Origin of the sequence: Mycobacterium sp., assembly GCF_002863225.1 — a bacterium.
Taxonomy (GTDB): domain Bacteria; phylum Actinomycetota; class Actinomycetes; order Mycobacteriales; family Mycobacteriaceae; genus Mycobacterium.
In genome coordinates this window covers 324,140-347,800 of record NZ_PKEK01000039.1, presented here as the reverse complement: position 1 = coordinate 347,800, position 23,661 = coordinate 324,140, and the positions used below count along the sequence as shown (strand labels likewise).

The following is a 23,661-nucleotide window of genomic DNA, read 5'->3' as shown; positions in this document are numbered from 1 at the left end:
CCGCAAGCCGCTCAAGATTCCCGATTCGCTTCACCCGGCCGGCGCGAGCATGTCCTTCCACCCGTTGTCTCCGGTGTGGCGGGAATCCTCGAGGGAGTACCTGGCGCCGTCGGGCCCGACCACTTCTCCGCTGGACGGCAGGTAGATCGCACTTGGACTGGCCGGTGTATAGACGCAGGGGTTGGGCTGTTGGCCGTTGCAGCGCACAGATCCCGAGCCTGGCCGCTGCAGTGGGTCGTTGGTCAGCTCGGGCTGTTTCGGCAGCCGGTCGGCCGGTGCGGGGTTCATGCCGTTGTTCACCGACGGCGCGGGAATCACCCGCCCGGGGTCGACGGGTTGGTCACAGCGGGCGCCCGGCGCCGGGCAGTTACGGATTTGGTCGGGAGATCCATACCAGGGGTTGGTCCCCAACGGCACGTAGGGCTTGCCGTCACGGCACTCCTTCGGCGTCGCCCTGCGCTTTCCGGGGAAGTCGGCGCACGGATAGTTGCGGGCGCCACGCACGTCGTTGGCTTGAGTGTCTTGCGGGATCTTGCAATAGGTTCCGGCCGGCAGTGGCGCCACGCTGGTGTCGGCCGGCGAACGCCACTCCGAGGCCGGCAGGAATCCGGTCAGGCACGGCGGCGGGTTGTTCAGTGACAGGTTCAGGTTCAGCAGCACCGACCCCGGTGCCGACGCGATCAGCGTCTGGGCCACCGAGCCGACCTCCGGCAGGAACACCAGTAACTGCTCCAGGCCTTTGTTGTAGCGCTTGAGCATGTCGGCTACAACTTCCAGATTGGCGATGGTCTGCGGCAACGACTCACGGACGTCGCTGAATACGCTGTTGACCTGATCGGCGGTCGGTGCACCTTTGGCCAGAATGCTCTGCAGGTGCGGGTCGTTGTCCGCGATCTGGGCGGTCAGGACTTTGAGGTTGCGCGACCACTGCGCGATCGAGTCGCCCGAATCCACCTGGCTGTCGATGATCGGCGCCGCGTTGGCGATGATGTCGTCGACGTCGGAGAGGTTGGCCTCGAAGTCACCGACGATGGACTGGGTCGAGTCGACGAGCCGTTGCAAGGCCGGCCCCAATCCGCCTACGGCGAGCGATGTTTCATTGAGCAGCGAGGCGATCTTTTGTTTGGGGAGGACGGACAGACTGCGACTGGCGGCATCGAGGGCGGGCCCGATCTCGCTGGGCACGGAGCCCTTGGTGATCGTCTGGCCCGGCGAGAAGAACTTTCCCGGGTCGCCGGTCGACACCAGGTCCACGTACTGTTCGCCGATCGCCGACACCGAATGCACGTTGGCGGACGCGTCGATCGGAATCTTGTAGCGATCGTCGATACTCAGGGTCGCCCGCACCCCGTGTGCGGTCGGCTCGACCTTGGTGACCCGGCCGATCTGGATACCGCGATACGTCACATTCGACGTGCGGTACAGGCCGCCCGACGCCGGCAGTTCTGCGATCAAACGATACTGGCCGACACCGAGCTGGCTCGGGATGCGCAGGTAGAACCAGCCCAGTGCGATCATCGCGGCTAATGTCAAGGCGGCGAACACAATCAGCTGATTGCGAATGAATCGGGTCAGCATCGCATCACTCCCCTCTTTCCACCGGTGCGTCGGCCGGGTTCGGGGTGAAACGGACGTCGGGAACCATCGTCGACGGGTCGCGGCCCCAGGACTGCTCGAGAGCGCGCAACGCCCCGGAGAATCCGGTCCCGGTGAAGATCGCGTTGTCGACGGTGCTCAGCGTGAGATCAAGTGCGCCGGAGACGTTGATGTAGTCGCCACGAACGATTTTCGGCACACTGTCGATGTTGAACGGCGGAGACAGCAGCAGCATCAGAGCGTCGACCAGATACGGTGCCGATCGGCCGAGTTGCTTGAGTGGGCGTTGCAATTCCTGCAAGTCCTGGTGCAGGTCGCCCCGGGAGGCCCGGAACGTCTGATCGGTGACGTCACTGACGCGACCGACCGCCTCGACGGTGTCGGCGAACAAGTCGCGTTGTTTGTTGAAATGTTCGACCAGCGGCGGGAATTCGGTGAGCGCACGATCCAGCGTATCGGCGCGTCGTGCGGCGTAGCCCAATAACCGGTCGGTGGAGTCAATCGCCTGCCGGATGTCTTCGCGCTGCTGGTTCAACTCTCTCGCGAAAACGTCCAGCTTGCCGAGGAAGTCGCGGATCTGGTGGGCCCGGCCGGCCAGGATCTTGTACACCTCGTTCTGGATGACCTCGAGGTTGGGGATGCCGCCACCGCGCAAGACCATGGCAAGGCTGGCCAGCGTCTGTTCGGTCGAGGGATAGGTCGACGAGTTGCGCAGCGCGATGGTGTCGCCGGCTTTCAGCATCTGCGGCGACGGGTCGGGCGGCGCCGCCAATTCGATGTGCTGCGAACCCAGCAGGCTGGTCTGGCCGATCTTGGCGGTGGCGTTCTTCGGTAGCCGCACTCCCTTGTCCAGGTCGACGGTCAATGTGGCGACCCAGTTCCTCAGGTCGATCGATCGGACCGTGCCGACGAAGACGTCGGCCACCAGTACGCGACTGTTTCCGTTGAGCGCCATCGTGTTCGGCATCTGGACGAAGATCTGGTAGGAACCCGGGCCACTACCGGGTCCACCGGGTAGCGGCACGTTGGCAATACCGCGCCAGTTGCCGCAAGAGGTCAGCACCACCGCAGCGGTCAGCACCGACAGGGTCTGCCAGAGCCTGCGGCTGACCTGCCTCGTCGCGCGCCTCATCGGCTGTCTGTTCGGCTTGCTCCTCGCGCTCGACGCGCTCGTCGCGCGTCTCATCGGCCGGCCCCCGTCGCGCCCACTTCCGCCGCACCGGGCGGAGGACCGGGTGCTGGACCCGGTGACGGCAACGGCTGCGGGTACCACGGTGGCGGCAGCGGGTTGTTCTCGTCGTAGGCGTTCGGCGGCCCCGTCATGGTGTGCCCGGCCGCGGGCGGCGGGATGTCGGGGCCACCCATCAACTCGGCCAAGGACGCGGCCGTCAGCAGATTCTTGGTGGCCGGCTGCACCTGAACGCCCTGCATACCGGGGGCCACGATCCAGCCCGGTTCCGAATTACGGTGTGACCACTGGGTATCCGGCGAGAAGATACCCGGCACGGTGGTGTCCTTGAAGCCGGGCGGGGGCTGCAGGCGGGGCTCGGAGTAGGCGATGTTCTTGGGCAGTGCGTCAGCCGTGCTGAACAGGTTGATGCCGTAGGGGAAATAGTTGAACTTGATCGCGTCCAGCACCGGCGCCAGATACTGCGCGCACAACTCCGCCGAGTCCTGGTAGCCGAGCCGGCTGCCGGATTGGATCACGCTGCAGATGAACTCCATCGGGTTGGCGAAGTTGACGAATGCGGGCACGCCGGTCAATCCGCCGTGCGCCGGCTCGTAGATCCCCAACACGTTCGCGGCCATGTTCGGCAGGATGTGCAGTGCGGTCTCCAGGCCGTCGCGTGGCTCGGGCTGCATGATCGCGGTGGTCACATCGCCGAGGTTGTCGATGTCGTGGGTCAGCGCATCGCGATTCTCGGTCAGGAATTTCTGTGCGGTCGAAAGCAGGCTGTCAGTATCCCGAATTGCGTTGGCGGCAGATTGATCTGAGCTGACAAGATTGTCCGTGAGCTGGTCGAGATCCTTGTTCAGGGCGACGAACTGCTGGTCGTCCTGGTGCAGGGCGTTGACGAACATCGCCAAGCTCTTCAAGACCGCGAAGAAATCGCCGCGTCCTTCGTCCAGGGTTCCCAGCGCGTTGGACAGGCTGTTCAGTGTCGTGTTGATCTGCTGCCCTTTGCCGGCCAGCCCGTCGGCGAAGGCCTCGATCACGTCACCGAACGGCCCCTTGGGCTGGTCCGGGGTCGGCCCGAGTTTGTCGATGATGTGAGTCACGCTGTTACGCAACTCATCCCACTCCACCGGCACCTGGGTACGCTCGATCGGGATGACCGCGCTGTCTGCCATCACCGGCCCACCCTTGTACGCGGGTTCCAGCTGAATGCTTCGCGATGCCACCAGAGTCGGGTTCAGCACTACCGCTGACGCATTCGCGGGTACCTTGTACTTGTTGCGGTAGTGGAACGTCACTTTCATCCGGTCGCCGGTCGGTTCGATCTTGTCGATCGCCCCGACCCGGATGCCCATGATCTGAACCTTGTCGCCGGTGTACAGGGCGTTGACGGCCGGAAAGTACGCAACCACGGTGTTGTTGGTCAGCTTTTCGTAGATTTGCCAACCTGCCGCTGCGGCAACGAGTCCCACAATGACGGCCAGCGACCCGAGGACGGCCGCGGTCCTGGAGACGTGCGGCAGGCGCAGTTTGCGAACGTCGAAGATCGTGCTCATCGCCCGCTATCCCCCGTTTCCGCCGGGTGTGAGAAAAGGCGCCGGCAGCTGAGGCCCGGGGCCTGGCGGCGCCGCCGGGCCCGGGGGTAGAGCGGGCGCGAAGGTCGACTGCGGCGGAGGCGGCCCGGCGGGCTGCAGGCCCTCCCGGCGAGCCCCGGGTGGGGCGTTCGGCGGCAGCGGCACCGGCGTACCCGGCACGTTCGGGACCGGCTGCCCGTGCACCCCGGCATCCGGCACACCGGGTGACGGCTGCGGGCCGTTCGGGTTGGGTCGCGACGAAAGTACATCGGGCAGAGCCGGATACGGTCCGTTGGGCCCGAACGGGCCCTGACCTTGGTCGACCCCGGCACACGGCAGCGGGTTGCCCGGCCGCGGCGACATATCCGCAGGCGGTGCGTATGAGCAGGGGCTTCCCGGTGCCACTGCCGGCCCGGGGTGGTCCGGGGTCCCTTCGAGCACCGGGGGCGCCGGCGGGGGCGCACCGTTGGCGAACCGCTTGCCGTTCGGGTCGGGGTACCGGAAGGCCGGCAATCCCGCACTGCGCCAGAAGTTTTCCGGGTCGATGCCACGCTTCTTGAACGCCGCGTCAACCCACGGCTGCATGATCTGGTACGGCAGCAGATTGCCGATCATCACCTTGAAGAACGGTCCCGAGCCGACCGCCTCGCTGAGGGCCGCGGTGTAGTTGCGCAGTGTATCGAGCACGGAGACCAGGTCGTTCTTGTGTTGGGCCAGCACATCGGTGACGCCGTGCAACTGCTCGAGCAGATGATGCAGGTTCGGGTTGTCGTTGATCAGCCCCTGTACCTGAGTCGAGAACGCCGACACGTTGGTCAACAGTGCCGCGATCGCTTTGCCGCGCTCGTTGAATGCCGCCAGCAACGATTGAGTGTTGCGCAAAAGCGAGTTGATCTGCTTACTACGGTCACCGAGCACGCCCGCCACCTTCCTGGCCTCGGCCAGCAGGTGTTTGAGCTCTTCGTCGCGTTTGCCGATGATGTCGGAGAACTTCGCCACCCCGTCCAGCGCCGAGCTCAGGTGCGGGTAGGTCTGATTGATGGTGTGCGACAGTACGTTCAGCGATTCTTTGACAGTGTCGATGTTCCACCCGGCGGCGGCCTTGGTGACATCGAAGAAGGCGTCGTACACCTGGTACGGGGTAGTGCTCTGACCCAGCGGCAGCACGTCGTTCGGTCGCATCGGCTTGGCTCCACGCGGTTCGATCTCGAGGACCTTCTTGCCCAGCAGCGTGTCGGTGCGGATCGACACCCGGCTCTCGGTGCCGATGGTGTGTGTTCCGGCGGTGAACTTCATCAGGATGTGGTCGCCGTCGATCGACATGTCCTGAACGGTGCCGACGTCGAGTCCGACGATGCGCACCTTGTCCCCCTTGCTGACGCCGGCGGAGTCGGTGAACTGCGCATAGTAGTTCGGGGTGGCGAAAAGCACCGGAAGGCTGCTGAAGCTCTGTCCCACACCGACAACGAGGATCACGATGGCAATCGCGAGTATCCCGACCCGGACCCGGTTGGCCGGCTGCAGCGTTCTCATTTCAGCGTGCACCTGCCCGACGGCTGCTGGAGCAACTTGACCGACCGGACCGGCCCACCGGGCTGCAACCCGTTGACCTTCAGCGAAAGGTCGCACAGGTAGAAGTTGAAGAAGTCACCGTAGATGCCGGCGGAGCGGCCGATGATGTTGAACGCGGCGGGTACCTTGCCCACCAGGTCTCCGACCCTGTCACGCTGGTCGTTCAGCGGGCTGGTGAGGGTGTCCAAGTGGGTGATCGCGTCACGCACCAGGGCGCGGTTGTCGGCCAGCAGGTCGGACACCGTTCCGGCCGCGTTGCTGATGTGCGCGGTCCCGTCGGCCAGGGGGGCGGCCCGGTCCTCTAGCCCGGTGATCAGACCTTCGAATTTGTCGATGGTGGAGTCGAGTTGGTCGTGGTGGCGCTCGGTGGTCTGCAGGACGGTGTTCAGGTTGTGGATCACATCGCCGATGGTCTGGTCGCTTTCGGCGAGCCGCTCGGTCAGCTGTGCGGTCTGATCGAGGATGTCGTCGATGGTGCCGCCCTCGCCCTGGAAGACGGTGATGATCGACGAAGCGATCGTGTTGACCTTCTGCGGATCGAGTGAGCGGAACAACGGCTTGAATCCGCCGATCAGGGCGTCGAGGTCCAACGCAGGCTGGGTACGTGCCAGTGGAATGAATCCGCCTGGCGCCAGGGTCTTTTCCGAGTTCCCCCCAGAGCCGCGGCCGATGTCGAGATACCGGTTGCCGATCAGATCCTGATAGCGGATCTGCGCGGTCGTCGACTGATACAGCTGCACCGATCGGTCGACCGAGAATTCCACCCGGATCCGCTGGTCGCCCTCCACTAGGTCGACCTTTTTGACCTTGCCGACTTCCACCCCGGAGGCCCGGACGAATTGCCCCGTCCGCAGACCGCTGGCGTTGCTGAACTCCGCAGAGTAGGTGTTCGTGCGGTCGAATCGGATCTGTCCGAACACCACGACAATGACTGCGGTGAAGAACAATTGGACAGACACGACTGCGGCGAGCCGGGCGACGGTGCCGTTGATTCTCATGGGTTGATCGTGTACTCCCCGTACTGGCGGCCCCACACGTATTCGTTGACCAGCGGCTGACCGAGTTCGAAGTGGTTGTACGGTGCGATGCTGTTACCGGAGTCCATCACCAGGTACGGCGCCGGCCAGAGGTCGCGCGAGATCGGAGCCCAGCATCCCGGCTTGCCACCGGGCCCACCTCGGGCGTTGACCCTCGGCAGATTGTCCGGATACACGTATGGGTTTTCGGTTCCGGTGATCGAGATACCGAATTGCGCCGAATAGTGGTTCCCACTCTCCAGCTGACCGATTTTGGGCGAGATCTCGGCAAAGTTGCGGATCGTGCAGAACGCCTGCGGGCTATACGTATTCAACAGTTGGGCGGTCGGCTTCAGGTCGGTGATGAGGCGTTGGAGGAACGGCTTGGCGCGGGTGAAAATATCGTTGCCGGTGTTGGCGAAGCCGACGGCGGCCAGCAGCGCCGCGTCCAGTTCGGCTTGGTGACGGTTGAGCGTGCGGGCCGTGGTCACGGCATTGTCGACCGCGTCGAACAGATCCGGTGCCGCCTTGGCGTAGATCTCACTGAGCGCGGCGAGTTGGTGAATGTCATGGCGGATCAACGGCATCCGGGGGTTCACGTGGTCGAGGATCTTGTTGCCGTTGACGATCGACTGCCCGAACTTGTCACCCAATCCGCTCAGCGCCTGGGCCGCGGCGCTCAGTGTGAGGTTGACCTTCACCGGGTCGACGTTGCCGGCGAGCTCGACGATCGTTTCGAACACGGTGTTGAACTCCGTCGTGATCGAGGTCGCGTCTATCACCGTCTCAGGCGTAATACGCTGTGCTGCCGGCTCTTTGGGAGAGGTCAGCGACACGTACTTGTTGCCGAACACCGTGGTCGCCTGGATCTTCGCCACCACGTTACTCGGGATCAGGTCGACGTACTGCGGGTCGAGGTCGAGGGTGAAGCGCGCCGCCGGCTGGCCGCGATGCTCGATTTCGGAGATGCCGGCCACCCGGCCGATGCTGACGCCGTTGTAGGTGACCTTCGAGCCCCGGTCCATCACCAGGCCGGCTCGCGCGGCGAGCATCGTCAACTCGGTCTTCGGGGTGAAGTCGCCACGAAACTGCCCGTATATCAACGCAAGTAACAACGCGCACGTCACGAACAGGCCGACGCCGGCGGCGGTGTCCGGCCAGGTCCGGTTCTTTCGCTCCTTCTTCGTCGACGGGCGCGCGGTCATCATCGGCTACACCGTGAGGTTGAAGTTCGGGTCCACGCCGTAGAGCGCGAGCGAGGTCAGCAGGACGACGATCACGGTGGACACCAACGAGAAGCGCATCGAGCGGCCGACCGCTTCGCCCACCCCGACCGGTCCGCCGCTGGCGTTGTAGCCGTAATAGCAGTGGGTGATCATCACGATCACCGCCATCACGATGACCTCCCCGCCGGACCAGAAGACGTCTTCGGTGCGCAGGAAGGTGCGGAAGTAGTGCTCGTAGGTACCCGCCGATTGTCCGTAGAACAGCGTGGTGACGACCTGCCCGGACAGGAAAGACATCACCAGTGCCATGGCATAGAGCGGCACGACCACCACGAGTCCGGCCATCAGCCTGGTCGAGACCAGGAAGGCGACCGATTTGATCCCCATCACCTCGAGGGCGTCGATCTCCTCACTGATGCGCATCGCGCCCAGCTCGGCGGTCGCCCCCGCGCCGACTGTCGCCGCCAGCGCGACTCCGGTGACCACCGCGGTGACGACGCGAACGTTGGCCAGCGCGGCGAAGAACCCGGTGAACGCCTCGACACCGATGTTGCCCAGCGACGCGAATCCCTGAATGGCGATCAGCGAGCCACCGGACAATGTCACGAAACCCACGATCGCGGCCGTGCCGCCGACGACGGCCATCGCCCCGGTGCCCATGCCGATCTGCGCGATCAGCCGCAGCGTTTCCCTGCGGTAGCGGCGTAGCGCCCAGCCGATCGACCACGCACTGTTGATCGAGAACCGGGTCAGATGTCCGGCTTTGTTGACACCCCGGATAGCCCCGCCGCCATAGTGATTGACGTTCGCGACCGTGCGCGGAAAACGTGCGCGAACGACGGCGGCGGTGGACATCTCAGCGGCCCGTCCCGAATCGCACGCCGATGGTGGTCAGCACCACGTTGACCGCGAACAGAGCCAGAACGCACAGCACCAGCGTCTCGTTGACCGCGACGCCCACACCCTTGGGGCCACCTTTGGTGGTCAGTCCCCGGTAGCAGCCGACCAGACCCGCAATGGTCCCGAAGATCGCGGCCTTGATCGTCGCGATCAGCACTTCGGGCAATCCGGTGACCAGGGTGAGTGTTGCCAGATATGCACCGCCGGAGACGTTTTGGAGCTTGACTCCGAACAGGAAACCACCCACCAGGCCGATGGTGATGACCGTGCCGTTGAGTAACGTTGCGACGACGGTGGCGGCCGCCACCCGCGGTACGACCAGCCGGTGGATGGGATCGATGCCGAGAACCTCCAGGGCATCGATCTCTTCGCGGATCGTTCGGGCGCCCAGGTCGGCGCAGATCGCGGTCGATCCGGCTCCGGCCACCACCAGCACGGTGGTCAGCGGCCCGAGTTGGGTCACCGCGCCGAGCGCAGCGCCCGCACCCGAAATATCCGCCGCTCCAAACGAAGCCAGCAGCGTGTTGAGAGTGAACACGATCAGCACGGTCAACGGAATCGAGACCGCAATGGTCGGCAGTAGTGCGACCCGGGTGATGAACCACGTCTGGAGGATGAACTCATCCCAGTGAAAAGGCGGGCGCAGCAAAGCTTTTCCGGTGAGCGTGCACATCCGGGCGAATCCGCCGACGGTGGTCAACGGCGGAGTGAGCTGCTCGCGCAGGTAGCTGACGAGGCCGGCCGGCGTCGTCGCCGTCATCCTCGCCTCCCCCGAACCGCGCGGGAGTCCACCCGTGGCAGCCTCGTCATCCGCGGGACGCTACCATACCTTTTGGTATGGTAGCCAGAATCGGCACCGATGGCGTGCGTCAGCGCGACGGCCACTTCTTCACCATGCGCCACACTATGTAACAGAAATCACTACAGCTACATCAGACACGCGGGGTCGCGGTGGCCGAAATTGATCGCGCGCCACCACGTTCGGCGCGGTCGCTATTCGGCAGGTGTAGCTTTACTGCTTCGTTTCGCGTTTTTCAGCGCGGCCCAGAATCGGGCGGCCTCGCGAATTGATTCTTCGACCGGCCTTGGCTGCCAACCTAATTCGCGATTGGCCTTGCTGTGGTCGACCGGCGCCTCGGCGCGCATCATCCGCACCGACTGCATACTGAGCTCGGCATCCTTGCCCGTCAGCTTCGCGCGCAGACTGCCCAGCAGCCCCATCGCGTAGAGCACCGGCACTGAAATGGACCGCCGCGGCGCCGGCACACCCGCCTCGTCGGCCGCGATCTTGACCACGTCGCTGAGCGCGATCATCCGCTCAGAGATGATGTATCGCTCGCCATTGCGGCCCTTCTCGGCGGCGGTCAGCATCGCTCTTGCGGCATCGTCGACGCCGACCACCTCCAACTCGATGCCGTTCATCAGGAACGGAAGCTTGCCGAACACCGCCCCCGCGATGAACGCGCCGTGCGGAGTCCGGCCCCAGTCACCGTCGCCGTAGGTCGTCGACACGCACATGGCAACGGCGGGCAGCCCCTTCTCCGAGGCGTACCGCAACACCAGATCCTCGGCCTGGACCCGCGATTGCACATAGGGGGTGAGCCCGCGGCGGTCGATCTGCTCGGTCTCATTCGCCACATGGCCACGCCGGCGAGCCATCGTGGCGTAGGTGCTGGTGAAGACGAACCGCTGCAAGGTGGCAGCAATTGATTCTTCGACGGCGACGTCCAGGACGTTGCGTAAACCGTCGACATTGGTGCGGAACAACGGCGATGGGTCCTGCAACCAGGCGCGGGTGTCGACCACGCAGTAGTACACCTGATCGCAGCCGGTCATCGCCTCGCGCACGACGTCGGTGTCGAATACGTCGCCGTGAAAGCGGGTGACGTCGAGATCGTCGATGCTGCGGGTGTTCGCGCCCGCGCGAACCATCACGCGTACGTCGGCGCCGGTCCCGACCAGTTGGCGGGTGACGTGCGAGCCGAGGAATCCGTTGGCGCCGATCACCAGCTTGGGGGCGGTCACCGCCGGCCTCCCAGGAGTGTGCCGTACTCGTTCAGCCATCGGGCTGCGTCATCGTCAAGCGTGCCTAGCTGTTCTGCTTTCTTGCACCATCTGATACCGGCCTGCATGAAGCGCAGCGGGTTGTAGATGTCCTCTTGCCGCGACCATTTACCGTCGCCGGCGTAGGTGACGATCGAGATGTTGGTGGCGCTGATGATGGTGCCGTCACCGGGGTCGCGCATCGGGTTGTCCAGTTCGCAGATGATCCGCCCGGTGGCCTCGTCGATCACCGACCACAGCGCAGGGAACTCCGTCATGTGGCTCCCCGGAAATGTGGTCATCGTCCTGCGGATCCAGGCGCGCACTTCGTCGGGGCCCTTCATGGTGCCGGCCGCGTGTTCGATGTAGTCGACGTCCGGTGTGTAGTGCTGCACCCACTGGTCCCAGTCTTTGGTCTCGGCGGCGCGGGCCACGGTCTGCTCGAAGGTGGCGAACGCGGCAGCGAGTTCATCCCGGGAAAAAACCTGGCTCACGCAGAAACTAGAACACGTTCTACTGCAATTTGTCGAGCAATGGCCCGAACGGCGGACGCCCGACCGGCACTTCTGGCAGTGCGCTGCGGGACACGGAATAATCGAGAGATGACGGACTCCAGCAAGGCAATTCTGGCCGGCGGCTGCTTTTGGGGCATGCAGGACCTGATCCGCAAGCAGCCGGGCGTGATTTCCACCCGAGTCGGCTACACCGGCGACCCGCGCGTACCGAATGCCACGTACCGCAATCACGGCACCCATGCCGAGGCCATCGAGATCATCTACGACCCGGCGCAAACCGACTTCCGGGGCATTCTCGAATTCTTCTTCCAGATCCACGACCCGACCACCAAGAACCGGCAGGGCAACGACGTCGGCCCCAGCTACCGCTCGGCGATCTTCTACGTCGACGAGGATCAGCACCGGGTCGCGCTCGACACGATTGCCGACGTCGAGGCTTCCGGCCTCTGGCCGGGCAAGGTGGTCACCGAGGTCAGCCCGGCCGGCGACTTCTGGCAGGCCGAGCCGGAACACCAGGACTACCTGCAGCACTACCCCAACGGCTATACCTGTCACTTCATCCGCCCGGGCTGGAAGCTGCCGCGGCGGGCCGGCGTCGAGAGTTAGCCGCGAGATAGATTCCACGGCTGCGATTTCCGCCTGCGGACAACCTAGACAGCTGTCTCGAGGCGGGCCGGCGTCGAGGGTCAGCCGCCGATCGCGCGGAGCTGATACAGCCCGCGGCTGGTCGCGACCGTCTTGCCGTCAGCATCGGTCACGGTGGCCTCGAGGGTGAAATCCGACTTGCCGCGCTCGGCGGCTTCGGCCTCGATCCGGGCGATGGTGTCGTCGTCGAGGCTGGCTTCGGCTCGCAGCTGCGACTTGGCCATCGCGACGAACGAGATGTCGATGTTCTTGACCAGCGGGAAGTACTTGGCACTGTCGAAGGTGCTCAAACTGAGTATGCCGCCCAGGATTTCGGCCACGGTGAACTGCACCCCGGCGTAGATCACGCCGAAGTGGTTCCCGTTGCCTTCGACGGGGACGGTCGCCGCGGCAAAGCCCCGTCGGGCCTCGACAACTTGCACGCCCATGTTGTGCGCGGTCGGAATCGTGGATCCGAGCGCGGCGTTCATCATCTCGACAAGCTGGTCAGTCACGGTCGCTGATCTTAGCGCCGACGAACCGTGATCTTTCCGCCGTCTTTCGGGGTGAAGGCGACGCCGCGGGCATGCAGCTCCTCCGCAGGTGCGGTGGTGGCCTCGATTGTGAAGTGGCGCAAGATGGTTCGCAACACCACGTCCATCTCGACATTGGCGAATACGGCGCCCACGCAGCGTCGGGTGCCGCCGCCGTACGGAATCCAGGCGAAGCTGGGCGGTTTGGACCCGACAAAGCGCTGCGGGTCGAACCGCTCCGGCTCGGGGAACAACTCGCCATCACCGTGCAACCGCGAAATGCTGACCATGATGGTGTGTCCGCGTGGGATCGTCCAGTCTCCGAGTTCGTAAGTCGGCGCAAAGACTTGGCGGCCGATCGCGTCGATAACCGTTCTGCTGCGTTGCGTCTCGAGGATCGTCGCCTGGCGTAGCTCGTTGCCCTCGGTGTCGGCCTCGGCGGTCAGCGCGGTGAGTAAGTCCGGGTGCCGGCTCACCCGCTCGAACACCCACGCCAGCGTCGACGCAGTGGTCTCATGTCCGGCCGCCAGCAGAGTCAACAACTCGTCGCCGATGTCCTCGCGGGTCATGGCCGTGCCGTCGTCGTAGGTGCTACGCAGCATCAGCGCCAGTACGTCGTTGCGGTCCTCGAAGTAGGGGTCGGCGCGTTCGTCGTCGATCAGCTTGTCGACGATCGCGTCGTAGCGAGCCCGCCACTCCGCCAACCGGGTCCACGGGGAGTAGCGCCCGTAATCCCGGGAAGGTTTCGGAAGCGGTGCCAGCCGCGAACCCAGCGTCACCCACGGCGGGATGATGCGCCGCAGCTCGTCGAGTTCGAGGCCCTCGGCGCCGAATACCGCGCGCAGGATCGCATTGAGGGTGATGTGCATCATCGACGGCAAAGTGGCGAACGGCGTGCCCTCCGACCATTTGGCGATCTCGCGCAGCGTCTCCTCTTCGATGATCGTCTCGTAGTTCTTGACGCTCTTGCCGTGAAAGGGCGGCGCCAGCAGCCGGCGGCGTTGCCGGTGATCCTCGCGGTCGAGCGCAAAAACCGAACCCCGGCCGAGTAGTCGGCTCAGGTTCGGCTGGATGTTGCCCAGCACCTCGGGGCTGGTGGTGAAGACCTGCTTGGCCAATTGCGGATCCGCCACCACCATGATTGCGCCGTAGATGGGCACGTGCAGGGTGAAAACGTTCCCGTAGCGGCGCGCGACCAGATGCACGAAAGGTCTGCGCAAGAAGCCATATGCCAAGCCCTGCAGGAGTTTTGGAATCCGAGGACCAGGCGGTAACGAGGCCGCAGAGGCGGGCGGCGCCACGTGAGTTTCGACGGTGCTCATGCTGGTGCGCTCCCAACGTCGTCGCGCGGTACCGCGCCGTACCACGATTCTGTCCGGTACGGTACCGTCTGGTACCAAGCGCTGGCAAGGGGTGTTGTCAAAGGAGGCGACGTGGCCACGACCGTCGCTGACGACGCGACGTCCGCCGGTTCGACCGGGGTCGATCCGTTCCGGCAGCGGCTGCTCGACGGCCTCGCGGCCGCGATCGACGAGCGGGGATACCGCGCCAGCACGGTCGCCGACATCGTCCGGCACGCCCGCACCTCCAAGCGCACCTTCTACGACCAGTTCGCCGGCAAGGAGCAGTGTTTCCACGAGCTGCTGCACGCCAGCACGGAGAAGCTCGGCGAGCAGATTCGCGACGCCGTCGACCCCGAAGGCGATTGGCAGACCCAGATCCGCCAAGCCGTCGAGGCCTACGTCGAGCACATCGAATCGACGCCGGGGCTGACTCTGGCCTGGATTCGCGAGCTGCCGTCGCTGGACGCCTCGGCGCGACCGTCGCAGCGGCGCAACACCCAGCTGCTGACCAGTCTGATCGTGCACCTGAGCGACACACCCGCGATGCGCAACGCCGACCTGCCGCCGTTGACGCCGGCGAAGGCGGTGATCCTGGTCGGCGGCCTGCGCGAGTTGACGGCTCAGGTGGTCGAGGACGGACACAGCCCGCGCGACATCGTCGATCCCGCCGTGCAGGCCGCGATCGCGATGCTCGGCTATCGCGGCTGAGCTAGGACGCCAGGAAGCTCCGCAGCCGGTCCAGCACCAGCTCCGGCCGCTGCTCGACAATCCAGTGGCCGACGCCGTCGACCAGTTCGACCTCGAAATCGTCGATGTGCGCGGCGTAGCCGTCCAGCAGGTCCGGGGTGAGCACCGGATCCTCGGTGCCGGTCACCCAGCGGACCGGCACCTCGACCCGCACGTCGTCGAATTCGCCTCGCAGCCAACGCAACAGCTCTGTGCTCTGGAACGTCCGGTACCACCGTGAGCCGGCGACGGCGTGACCGGGCTGATTCATGCACTCCACGTACAGCGCGACGTCGTCGTCGGGAACCCGGAATCCGGCGCCGACCCAGGACGCCAGCATCCTGAAGTAGCGCGCTTTGCGGTCGGCGATCAGCCGCGGCCCGATCACCGGCAACAGCATCGGGACCTGATACCAGAACCGCCAGACGTTGCGGATCGCCGACAGGTCGCGTTTGACGAACGGGGCGGCGGTGTTGAAGCCGAGAAACCCGCTCACTTTCGCGGGGTGGCGCAGCATCATGATGAACGCGACCGGACCGCCCCAATCGTGGGCGACCAATTTCACCGGCCCGACACCCAGCTGGTCCAGTACCGCGGCCAGGTCGTCGGCCATCTCGTTCTTCAGGTAACGCGACCGGGGCGCCGAACTCCAACCGGCGCCGCGCAAGTCCGGGCACAGCACGCGGTATCCGTCAGCGGCCAGCGGCCCGATCACGTCGTGCCACTCCCACCAGTTTTCCGGGAAGCCGTGCACCAGCATCACCGGCGGCCCATCGGCGGGACCGGCGTCGGCGACGTGAATCGTCACGCCCGCGCCCAGCTCGATGTACTTGTGATCGACACCGTCGAGCGCGGGCATCTGCACCATGGCTTGCAACGTAGCCGATCAACACAACGGACCGGAACCACGGTGTCGCGGTTCCGGTCCGTTGTAGAGCAACGAGGCGTCAGGCGGCGACGCGCTCGCGTTCGGTCGGCTGGGCATCGCTGCGCTTCTTCGGCGGCATGGCCAGCTTGACGATCTTGCGAACGACGGTCCCGAATTGCTTGGGCAGCGATCCCGCGTTGTAGGGGATGCCATAGCGCCGGCAGATCTCCTGCACCTCGTCGGCGATCTCGGAGTAGCGGTGCGCCGGCATGTCCGGGAACAGGTGGTGCTCGATCTGGTGCGACAGGTGGCCGGACAGGATGTGGAACAGCTTGCCGCCGGTCAGGTTCGCCGAACCCAACACCTGACGGAAGTACCACTGGCCACGCGACTCACCTGCCGTCTCTTCGACGCTGAATTCCTGTGTGCCGTCCGGGAAGTGGCCGCAGAAGATGATCATGTACGACCACACGTTGCGCATCAGGTTGGCGGTCAGGTTGCCGGTGAACACGAATGGGGCGAACGGCCCGGCCAGCAGCGGGAAGGCAACGTAGTCCTTGAGCACCTGCTTGCGGGTCTTGCGCCAGATCTCCTGCAGGACTTCACGTTTGTCGGCGAGCCGGATTTCACCGGAGGTGATCCGCTCGCTTTCCATTTCGTGCAGCGCCACCCCGTACTGGAACAGCACCATCAGCAGGAAGGCGTAGACCGGGTTGCCCAGGTAGTAGGGCCGCCACTTTTGGTCTTCACTCATCCGCAGGATGCCATAGCCGATGTCGCGGTCCATGCCGACGATGTTGGTGTGGGTGTGGTGCATGTAGTTGTGCGAGTGCCGCCACTGGTCGGCCGGGCACGCGGTGTCCCATTCGAACTCCTGGCCGCGGATCGACGGGTCGCGCATCCAGTCGTACTGGCCGTGCATGATGTTGTGGCCGATCTCCATGTTGTCCAGGATCTTCGAGATCCCGAGCATGGCGGTGCCGGCCAGCCATGCCGGCGGGAAAATCCCGGCCATCAGCAGGGCACGGCCACCGACCTCGAGGCCGCGCTGCGTCTTGATGACGCGACGGATGTAGTCGGCGTCGCGCTGGCCGAGGTCGGCCATCACGCGTTCTTTGATTGCGTCGAGTTCGGCGCCGAACGCGTCGGCCTGCTCGGCGGTAAGGGCGATCTTGGGCTGCGACATGGTGGAGCCTCCTAGTCCCTTGCGGGCTTAAAGGGCGATATCGACATCGCCGACGGGAACGGACACACAGATCTGCACGTCTTCGCCGGGGGCGGTCGACACCGCACCGCTGGTCAGGTTGCGAACCACGCCGCTGGTCTTGCGGCGGGTGCAGGTGTGGCAGATACCCATCCGGCATCCGCTTGCGGGATTCAGTCCGGCCGACTCGGCCTGCTCGAGCAACGAACGACCATCGTCGGTGACCTCGACAGCGCTGTCCGCGAAGGTGACTCGACCGCCGGACGGTTCAGCCGGCACGTCGAGCTTCGGTGGAACGAAGCTCTCCGACTGCGCGTCCGGGCACTGCTCGCGGACGGCATCGACCAAAGCCTCTGGACCGCAGACGAATACGGCATCGGGCTCGGTCATGGCCGCGGCGAGGTGCTCGGCGCCGAATCGGCCCTCCAGGTCACCACCGGCCGAACGGGTGTAGCCGTGCAGCACCCGGACACCGGCCATGGCGGCGAGCTCGTCGTGGTAGTTCGCCGCGGCACGGTTAGGCGCGTAGTGCACAAACGCGATCTCGCCCGGGTGACCCTCGTCGACCAGCGTGCGCAGCATCGCCATCACCGGGGTGATCCCGCTGCCGCCCGACACGAACAGGATGCGGCGGGGCCGCTGTGTCGGGAGGACGAAGTCGCCGCCCACCCCGGTGAGGCCGACCACCATGCCGCGGCGCGCGTGCTCGTAGAGGAAGGTCGAGACCAGGCCGCCATGGTGCTTGCCGACGGTGATCTCGAGCTGCGAGGCGCCCTCGGCGTTGGCCGGCGAGTAGCACCGGGTGTGCCGGCGGCCGTTGATCTCGACGGCGAGGTTGACATATTGCCCGGCGGCGACCGTGTCAGTGAACGCTTGATTCGGGACGAGCACCAGGGTGACGCTGCGAGGAGTGTCCCGTCGCACGTCGACGACCGTGGCACGGCCCTCGGCCCGCGTCCACGCGGGGTCTACCACCTCGGTGTACCGGTCGACGCCATGCGGACCGGTGAGCAGGTTGATGAGGTCGGACCCCAGCACCCGCCGCTTCAAAGTTTCGGTGAACATGTGTATACCGTGCGCCCACATGGCCCAGCTCGTCAAGGGTTTACCCTGGTCTGTGTTAGGCTTCACATAGTGAACAGTCGTGCGCCTAGCTCACGGCCGCACCGATCGAGTCGCGGCCGTAGCCGCGAAGGACCCTCCCGCGAGGAACGCAAAGAAGCGACCCGGCGGGCCATTGTCGCTGCTGCACTCAAGCTGCTGGACGAGCGCAGTTTCAGCGGATTGAGCCTGCGCGAGGTGACACGCGAAGCGGGCATCGTGCCGGGTGCGTTCTACCGTCACTTCGAGTCGATGGAATCCCTCGGACTGGTCCTGATCGACGAGTCGTTTCGTACCCTGCGAGACATGTTGCGCGGCGCTCGTGCCGGCCGACTCGACCCCAGCCGGGTGATCGAGTCGTCGGTCGAGACCGTGGTGGCCAGCGTCACCGAGCGCCGCGAGCACTGGCGTTTCATCGGACGCGAGCGCTCCAGCGGGGTGACCGTGCTGCGGTATGCCATTCGCACCGAGTTCCGGTTGGTCACCTCCGAACTGGCCACCGACCTGGCGCGCTTCCCCGGGTTGAACACCTGGAGCACCGACGACCTCAACGTGCTGGCACAGCTGTTCGTCAACTCGATGATCGTGATCGCCGAAGCACTCGAAGACGCCCAGAGCCCTGAGGCGATCGACGAGATCCGTCAGACCGCGGTCAAGCAATTGCGGATGATCGTGATCGGCATCACCGGCTGGAGCAGCAAACCCTAGGCGCCCTCGACGTTTTCGGCGCAGTGCAGCAGGGCCTCAGCGACGGTGCGCTGGTCTTTCATTGAAATACCCTGCAGCATAACGTCTTCTACAGCGAACACAGCTGTGTGTGCGGCGCTGAGCCGCCTCGAACCCAGCCGGGTCAACGCCAGCGATTGCGCGCGTCCGCGAGGCTCGGCGTCGGCGTTCTCGACCAGCCCCGCTGCGCGTAAACCGGCCAGCACGTCCTGCAGCGACTGGCGGGTGACAAAGCAGAGTCGCGCGAGTTCGGCGGCCGAGGCCTCCGGGTGTTCGTGCAACGCCCGCAACGTGGAGTACTGGGCCATCGACATCCCGGTCGACTTCAGCGCGGAGTCGCACTGTCTTCGCAGTCCCTGCTGGACCCGCTTCACCAGATACCCGATCGAGCGTTCGGCGTCAGACGGTTGCATGACAGGAACCTTACACCTATGCTCGTGTCAAGAACCTGACATAGGAGACGACATGGGCACCATCACCGCACACGCCGACCACGCGACGCTGATCAACGTGTTCACCGTGCGACCCGAGCGGGCGCGCGAGCTCGCCGACCTGCTGACCGCGGCCACCGACGAAGTCATGCAGCACATCGACGGATTCATCTCAGCGAACATCCACGTCAGCACCGACGGCACGCGGGTGGTCAACTATGCGCAGTGGCGCAGCGCCGAGGCGATGCAGGCCATGCGGCAGAACCCGGTCGCCCGCGAGCACATGGCGCAGTGTGCCGACGTGGCCGAAAGCTTCGAGCCGCACCTCTACACGGTGGAGTCGGTGCACGAGGCCTAGCCGCCGCGCCATGATGGAGCAATGGGCACCCGAATGCGAGACCTGTTCGACGAGGCACTGGCGTCGCTGCGCTACGAAACCTGCGAGAAGCGTCTCCGGATTCTGCTGGCCGGCGAACCGGTAGCCGACACCGTCCGCGGGCTGCTGGTGTGGGAACCGCGCCGGCTGGTCCCGGACTACGCGGTCCCGAGGGCGGATTTCCTGGCGGCGCTGGAGCCAGCCGGACGGTTCGACGACGTATCCGATCCGCCGGTGCTGATGCCAACCAATCCCTTTGCGGCGCACAGCTGTTCCGGTGAGATGTTCGACATCCTCATCGGTGACCGGCGAATCCCGGCGGCGGCCTTCCAGGCCGACGACCCGGACCTGTCCGGCTATCTCACCGTCGACTTCAGCGCTTTCCAATGGCGTGAGGAAGAAGAGCCGATCATCTCGCACCCACACGACCCGTTCAAACGTATCGACATCCTGAGCGCGAGTCGCCACGTCCGGGTGGAGGTCGATGGTCGGCTTCTCGCCGAGTCGTCGCGACCGCTGCTGCTCTTCGAAACCGGGCTGCCGACGCGTTTCTACCTGCCGTCCGACGACGTGGTCGTGGCCATGGAACCGACCGATTCCGTCAGCGATTGCGCTTACAAGGGCCGGGCGTCGTACTTCTCGATTCCGTCCGGCCCCACCGACATCGCCTGGACGTACCGCGATCCGCTTCGCGAGGCGGCGCCCATCCGCGATCACATCGCGTTCTTCAACGAGCGGGTCGACGTCGTCGTCGACGGCGAACGACAGCAGCGGCCGATCAGTCCATTTTCACGCTGACCGCCGTGGCCGAGTCACATCGCCGCGAGGGCAAGGTGGCCGACATCACCGGGCCCGGCCGCACCGACCGGTGGGGTGTGACAGGCACCGATCTGGGCGCATCGGTGATCGCCCCGGATGGATCCCTGGTCTCGGTGTTCGGCGACACCTTCTCGGGCGAGGTTGTCGGACAGGGGTATTGGCGCTCACCGGTGATTCTGATCGGCAGCGGCGATGCCCACCATCCGATCACCTACCATCGGGCCGGGGGTCCCGACGCTGAATTTGCCCAGCAGCTATGGCATTACGCGCATCGGACCGGGCCGAACGGACGGCCGCGCCGCGGCATCAGCACGGTGATTCCGTCAGACCTGCTGCGTGTCGGCGATGCGCTGTACCTACACGCGATCGTCAACCGGGGCTTCGGCAACGTGGTCTGGACCGAGATCTGGCGATCTGACGACAGCGGCGTCTCGTGGCGACGTCTGACGGCGACGTTCCCGGCCGGGCTGCACGGCGGTCACGCCCAGTGCTGGTCCTGGGACCACGACCCGGTCGACGGCTGGATCTACGTGGCGTCCACCGGCTTTCAGCGCGACAAGGGGATCATCCTGCAGCGGGTTCGGCCCGAGCACATCGGCGACCGGCGCAGATATGTCGGCTGGGGCCGGACCGGAGGGTTGTGGTCGTGGGGCCCGCGACCGACGCCGCTGACCCCGGCGGGCGAGACCTGGGGTGAGCTGTCGCTGCGCCGCCTGGACAGCGGCCGGTGGATTCTGGGCGGGTTCCTGTCCTCGCAGTACGCACTGGCCTACCGCGTGGCGAACTCGCCAACGGCGATGCGCACTGCTCCGCCGCAACGTGCGGTGGTCGGGTCCGGCTGGGACAACGAAGACCACGCCGGCAGCCGCGTTGCGCAACTCTACGGCGGCTACGTACTGCCGGGGTCGACGTTAGACGTGGTCGGCGGTGTCGGCCTGGTGGTGTCGCAGTGGAACACCGCACACGGATGGCCTTACCGCGCAATGCAATTCCGCGCGACCCTGCATGACACCACCCGGGTCCGTCATTCCTCGACGTCGAAAAGGGATTCGCCGTCCTCGGGAGTTCCGCTGATCTGACCGTGGTGCTGTCGGGCTGGACGTTCGTCGGGGCCCGCGTCCTCGAGCACGTCGGGCCGTTCCGCGCTCAATTTGTACTCGAGGGACTCGCCCTCTTCCTCTTCACTGGCCGTCAGTCCGAACTTGGTGGCCTCGCTCCAGTCGTCCGGCGGGGTGACGACGGTGTCGCCGTCGTCGTTGCGAACCTCGTCGGAATCGGTGGACTCGCTCGGGCTCAGGGTCTCGTCGTCAGGCATGGTCGGTCGGTTGCCCTCGAGTTCGGGCTGCTAAACCCCTATCGCGGCTTGCGCCACATGGGCCACAGCGTAGGGCCGCCGGGAACGACCAGCTCGCCGGTCACCTCGAATCCGAATCGCTGGTAATACGGGATGTTTTCGGACTTACTGGACTCCAGATAAGCGGGCGCGTGTTCGGCGTCGACGCGGTCGAGCCGGGACTGCATGAGCACCTGGCCGTAGCCTTTGCCGCGAACGGACGGATCGCTGCCGATCACCGCGAGATACCAGTGCGGTTCCTCGGGGTGCTGCGACTTCATTTGATCGAGTAGCCGGCCGAGCTTGCGGGCCGTCGACAGGCTCAACCCGAATCCGAAAATGAACGCCGGCAGCATCGCCAGCTGCTCGCGGGTCGACTGCTTCCAATGGCCCGGCGGATCCCACAGTGCGGCCGCGCCGATCGTCGACCCGTCGGTGGCCACCTCCACGCCGCCGCCGGCCAGGTGGTGGTGCCGGGTGATCGCGGCGAAGAACCTCCGTTGACGAGCTGCCCGGACTTTGTCGTCGGGCATGATCCACATCGACACCGGGTCGTCGAAAAAGGCACGGCCGAGAGCATGCGACAGCTCGGTAACGTCGGCTTTGCGCGCCGGACGCGTATTGATGGTCATCGAACGCCAGAGTAGTAGCGTCCACGGGGTGTGGGACTTCGAAACCGACCCTGAATTCCAGCAGAAACTGGACTGGGTCAAAGACTTCATGGTCGACGAGCTCGAGCCGCTCGACCTGGCGTCGCTCGACCCGTACGACAAGAAGAATCCCGAGACTATGGCGGTCCTGCGGCCTCTGCAGCAACAGGTCCGCGATCACGGGCTGTGGGCCGCGCATCTGAAACCCGAGCTCGGCGGACAGGGCTACGGCCAGGTCAAGCTCGCGCTGCTCAACGAGATCCTCGGCAGTTCGCGCTGGGCCCCGTCGGTGTTCGGGTCGCAGGCGCCGGATTCCGGCAACGCCGAGATCCTGGCGCTGTTCGGTACGCCAGACCAGAAGACCCGCTACCTGCGGCCGCTGCTGGACGGCGAGATCACCTCGTGTTACTCGATGACCGAACCCCAGGGTGGCTCCGACCCGGGCTTGTTCGTCACCAGCGCCGTACGCGACGGCGACGACTGGGTGATCAACGGGGAGAAGTGGTTCTCCACCAACGCCCGGCACGCGACGTTCTTCATTGTCATGGCAGTCACCAATCCCGAGGCGCGCACCCGCGACAAGATGTCGCTGTTCATCGTCCCGGCCGGCACACCGGGCGTGGAGATCATCCGCAACGTCGGGGTCGGAACCGAGTCACACGCCACCCACGGCTACGTCCGCTACGCCGACGTTCGGGTGCCGGCGGATCACATCCTCGGCGGTGAGGGCGAGGCGTTCGCGATCGCGCAGACCCGGTTGGGCGGCGGCCGCATCCACCATGCCATGCGCACGATCGCGTTGGCCCGCAAGGCATTCGACATGATGTGTGAGCGGGCGGTATCCCGTCAGACCCGGATGGGTCCGCTCTCGAATTTTCAGATGACGCAGGAGAAAATCGCCGACAGCTGGATTCAGATCGAGCAGTTCCGGTTGCTGGTGCTGCGGACCGCCTGGCTGATCGACAAGCACCACGACTATCAGAAGGTGCGCCGTGACATCGCCGCGGTCAAGGTCGCGATGCCCACGGTGTTGCACGACGTCGTGCAGCGGGCGCTGCACCTGCACGGAGCGCTCGGGGTGTCCAACGAGATGCCGTTCATCAAGATGATGATCGCCGCGGAATCGCTGGGCATCGCCGACGGCGCCACCGAACTGCACAAGATGACGGTGGCCCGTCGCACGCTGCGCGAATACGAGCCGGTCTCAACACCTTTCCCGTCGCAGCATCTGCCTACCCGGCGCGCCGCGGCGCAGGCCCGGTTGGCCGAGCGTTTGGAGCATGCGGTCGCGGAGTTCTAGCTCACCTC

At 65.3% G+C, this 23,661-nt stretch carries 25 protein-coding genes; 7 read left to right on the top strand and 18 right to left on the bottom strand.

Annotation, left to right across the window (positions count from 1 at the left end; genetic code table 11):
- Positions 1–30 precede the first annotated feature (30 nt).
- From CYU59_RS10855 to CYU59_RS10810, 10 genes are all read right to left on the bottom strand, one after another.
- A complete protein-coding gene (locus CYU59_RS10855) occupies positions 31–1,578 on the bottom strand; it encodes an MlaD family protein (protein ID WP_292989001.1) in 1,548 nt (515 codons plus the stop codon).
- Between the two features lie 4 nt (positions 1,579–1,582).
- The gene (locus CYU59_RS10850; RefSeq protein WP_292988999.1) at positions 1,583–2,728 is read right to left on the bottom strand and encodes a virulence factor Mce family protein; all 1,146 of its coding nucleotides are present in this window, start codon (positions 2,726–2,728) and stop codon (positions 1,583–1,585) included.
- Positions 2,729–2,778: 50 nt separating this feature from the next.
- The gene (locus CYU59_RS10845) at positions 2,779–4,329 is read right to left on the bottom strand and encodes a virulence factor Mce family protein (RefSeq protein ID WP_292988997.1); all 1,551 of its coding nucleotides are present in this window, start codon (positions 4,327–4,329) and stop codon (positions 2,779–2,781) included.
- Between the two features lie 6 nt (positions 4,330–4,335).
- A complete protein-coding gene (locus tag CYU59_RS10840) occupies positions 4,336–5,880 on the bottom strand; it encodes an MCE family protein (protein WP_292988995.1) in 1,545 nt (514 codons plus the stop codon).
- Positions 5,877–6,917 carry an MCE family protein gene (locus CYU59_RS10835; protein ID WP_292988993.1) on the bottom strand — a complete coding sequence of 347 codons (1,041 nt, stop codon included), beginning with the start codon at positions 6,915–6,917 and terminating at the stop codon, positions 5,877–5,879. Before CYU59_RS10835 ends, CYU59_RS10840 begins: the two co-directional genes overlap by 4 nt.
- Entirely contained in the window at positions 6,914–8,140 is a 1,227-nt protein-coding gene (locus CYU59_RS10830; RefSeq protein ID WP_292989078.1) for an MCE family protein, read from the bottom strand. The genes CYU59_RS10835 and CYU59_RS10830 overlap by 4 nt, the downstream gene beginning before the upstream one ends.
- A gap of 6 nt (positions 8,141–8,146) precedes the next feature.
- Positions 8,147–9,016 carry an ABC transporter permease gene (locus tag CYU59_RS10825; protein ID WP_292988991.1) on the bottom strand — a complete coding sequence of 290 codons (870 nt, stop codon included), beginning with the start codon at positions 9,014–9,016 and terminating at the stop codon, positions 8,147–8,149.
- A 1-nt stretch (position 9,017) separates the two neighbouring features.
- Positions 9,018–9,821 (bottom strand): ABC transporter permease, encoded by an 804-nt coding sequence (locus CYU59_RS10820; protein ID WP_292988989.1) that lies wholly within the window; start codon positions 9,819–9,821, stop codon positions 9,018–9,020.
- 233 nt (positions 9,822–10,054) lie between these two features.
- The gene (locus tag CYU59_RS10815; RefSeq protein ID WP_292988987.1) at positions 10,055–11,086 is read right to left on the bottom strand and encodes an NAD-dependent epimerase/dehydratase family protein; all 1,032 of its coding nucleotides are present in this window, start codon (positions 11,084–11,086) and stop codon (positions 10,055–10,057) included.
- On the bottom strand, positions 11,083–11,598 hold the full coding sequence (locus CYU59_RS10810) for a nuclear transport factor 2 family protein (RefSeq protein ID WP_292988985.1): 516 nt from the start codon (positions 11,596–11,598) through the stop codon (positions 11,083–11,085). The genes CYU59_RS10815 and CYU59_RS10810 overlap by 4 nt, the downstream gene beginning before the upstream one ends.
- A 108-nt stretch (positions 11,599–11,706) precedes the next feature.
- Between CYU59_RS10810 and msrA the strand changes: the two genes are divergently transcribed.
- Positions 11,707–12,225, top strand: a complete 519-nt coding sequence (gene msrA, locus CYU59_RS10805) for a peptide-methionine (S)-S-oxide reductase MsrA (RefSeq protein WP_292988983.1) — start codon at positions 11,707–11,709, stop codon at positions 12,223–12,225.
- A gap of 80 nt (positions 12,226–12,305) precedes the next feature.
- On the opposite strand, the gene CYU59_RS10800 is transcribed toward msrA, so the two are convergent.
- Entirely contained in the window at positions 12,306–12,737 is a 432-nt protein-coding gene (locus tag CYU59_RS10800) for a PaaI family thioesterase (RefSeq protein WP_292989076.1), read from the bottom strand.
- Between the two features lie 32 nt (positions 12,738–12,769).
- Positions 12,770–14,098 carry a cytochrome P450 gene (locus tag CYU59_RS10795; protein WP_292988981.1) on the bottom strand — a complete coding sequence of 443 codons (1,329 nt, stop codon included), beginning with the start codon at positions 14,096–14,098 and terminating at the stop codon, positions 12,770–12,772.
- Between the two features lie 111 nt (positions 14,099–14,209).
- Between CYU59_RS10795 and CYU59_RS10790 the strand changes: the two genes are divergently transcribed.
- Positions 14,210–14,827: a TetR/AcrR family transcriptional regulator gene (locus CYU59_RS10790; RefSeq protein ID WP_292988979.1), complete on the top strand. Its 618-nt coding sequence runs from the start codon at positions 14,210–14,212 to the stop codon at positions 14,825–14,827.
- 1 nt (position 14,828) lies between these two features.
- Here CYU59_RS10790 and CYU59_RS10785 read toward each other — a convergent pair whose 3' ends face one another.
- The 3 genes from CYU59_RS10785 to CYU59_RS10775 form a co-directional block, all read right to left on the bottom strand.
- Positions 14,829–15,713, bottom strand: a complete 885-nt coding sequence (locus tag CYU59_RS10785) for an alpha/beta hydrolase (protein ID WP_292988977.1) — start codon at positions 15,711–15,713, stop codon at positions 14,829–14,831.
- 79 nt (positions 15,714–15,792) lie between these two features.
- Positions 15,793–16,899: an acyl-CoA desaturase gene (locus tag CYU59_RS10780; protein ID WP_292988975.1), complete on the bottom strand. Its 1,107-nt coding sequence runs from the start codon at positions 16,897–16,899 to the stop codon at positions 15,793–15,795.
- Positions 16,900–16,926: 27 nt separating this feature from the next.
- Positions 16,927–17,982 carry a ferredoxin reductase gene (locus tag CYU59_RS10775; protein WP_292988973.1) on the bottom strand — a complete coding sequence of 352 codons (1,056 nt, stop codon included), beginning with the start codon at positions 17,980–17,982 and terminating at the stop codon, positions 16,927–16,929.
- Between the two features lie 69 nt (positions 17,983–18,051).
- Between CYU59_RS10775 and CYU59_RS10770 the strand changes: the two genes are divergently transcribed.
- Positions 18,052–18,726, top strand: a complete 675-nt coding sequence (locus CYU59_RS10770; RefSeq protein WP_292988971.1) for a TetR family transcriptional regulator — start codon at positions 18,052–18,054, stop codon at positions 18,724–18,726.
- Here the strand turns inward: CYU59_RS10770 and CYU59_RS10765 are convergent.
- Positions 18,723–19,157: a MarR family winged helix-turn-helix transcriptional regulator gene (locus CYU59_RS10765; protein WP_292988969.1), complete on the bottom strand. Its 435-nt coding sequence runs from the start codon at positions 19,155–19,157 to the stop codon at positions 18,723–18,725. The genes CYU59_RS10770 and CYU59_RS10765 overlap by 4 nt on opposite strands.
- 52 nt (positions 19,158–19,209) lie before the next feature.
- On the opposite strand from CYU59_RS10765, the gene CYU59_RS10760 reads away from it, so the two are divergent.
- Genes CYU59_RS10760 through CYU59_RS10750 form a run of 3 tightly spaced genes read left to right on the top strand, consistent with a single transcriptional unit; the run spans position 19,210 to position 21,449 of the window.
- Positions 19,210–19,533 (top strand): antibiotic biosynthesis monooxygenase family protein, encoded by a 324-nt coding sequence (locus CYU59_RS10760; protein ID WP_292988967.1) that lies wholly within the window; start codon positions 19,210–19,212, stop codon positions 19,531–19,533.
- 21 nt (positions 19,534–19,554) lie between these two features.
- Positions 19,555–20,349 (top strand): DUF427 domain-containing protein, encoded by a 795-nt coding sequence (locus CYU59_RS10755; RefSeq protein WP_292988965.1) that lies wholly within the window; start codon positions 19,555–19,557, stop codon positions 20,347–20,349.
- 5 nt (positions 20,350–20,354) lie between these two features.
- Positions 20,355–21,449, top strand: coding sequence for a DUF4185 domain-containing protein (locus CYU59_RS10750; protein ID WP_292988963.1), 1,095 nt, complete (start codon positions 20,355–20,357; stop codon positions 21,447–21,449).
- On the opposite strand, the gene CYU59_RS10745 is transcribed toward CYU59_RS10750, so the two are convergent.
- Together CYU59_RS10745 and CYU59_RS10740 are read right to left on the bottom strand one after the other, a co-directional pair.
- Positions 21,395–21,685 (bottom strand): hypothetical protein, encoded by a 291-nt coding sequence (locus CYU59_RS10745; RefSeq protein WP_292988961.1) that lies wholly within the window; start codon positions 21,683–21,685, stop codon positions 21,395–21,397. The genes CYU59_RS10750 and CYU59_RS10745 overlap by 55 nt on opposite strands.
- Positions 21,686–21,723: 38 nt before the next feature.
- Complete coding sequence (locus CYU59_RS10740) at positions 21,724–22,335, bottom strand: GNAT family N-acetyltransferase (protein ID WP_292988959.1); 612 nt, start codon at positions 22,333–22,335, stop codon at positions 21,724–21,726.
- Between the two features lie 28 nt (positions 22,336–22,363).
- On the opposite strand from CYU59_RS10740, the gene CYU59_RS10735 reads away from it, so the two are divergent.
- Positions 22,364–23,653, top strand: a complete 1,290-nt coding sequence (locus CYU59_RS10735) for an acyl-CoA dehydrogenase family protein (protein WP_292988957.1) — start codon at positions 22,364–22,366, stop codon at positions 23,651–23,653.
- The last annotated feature ends 8 nt before the right edge of the window (positions 23,654–23,661 follow it).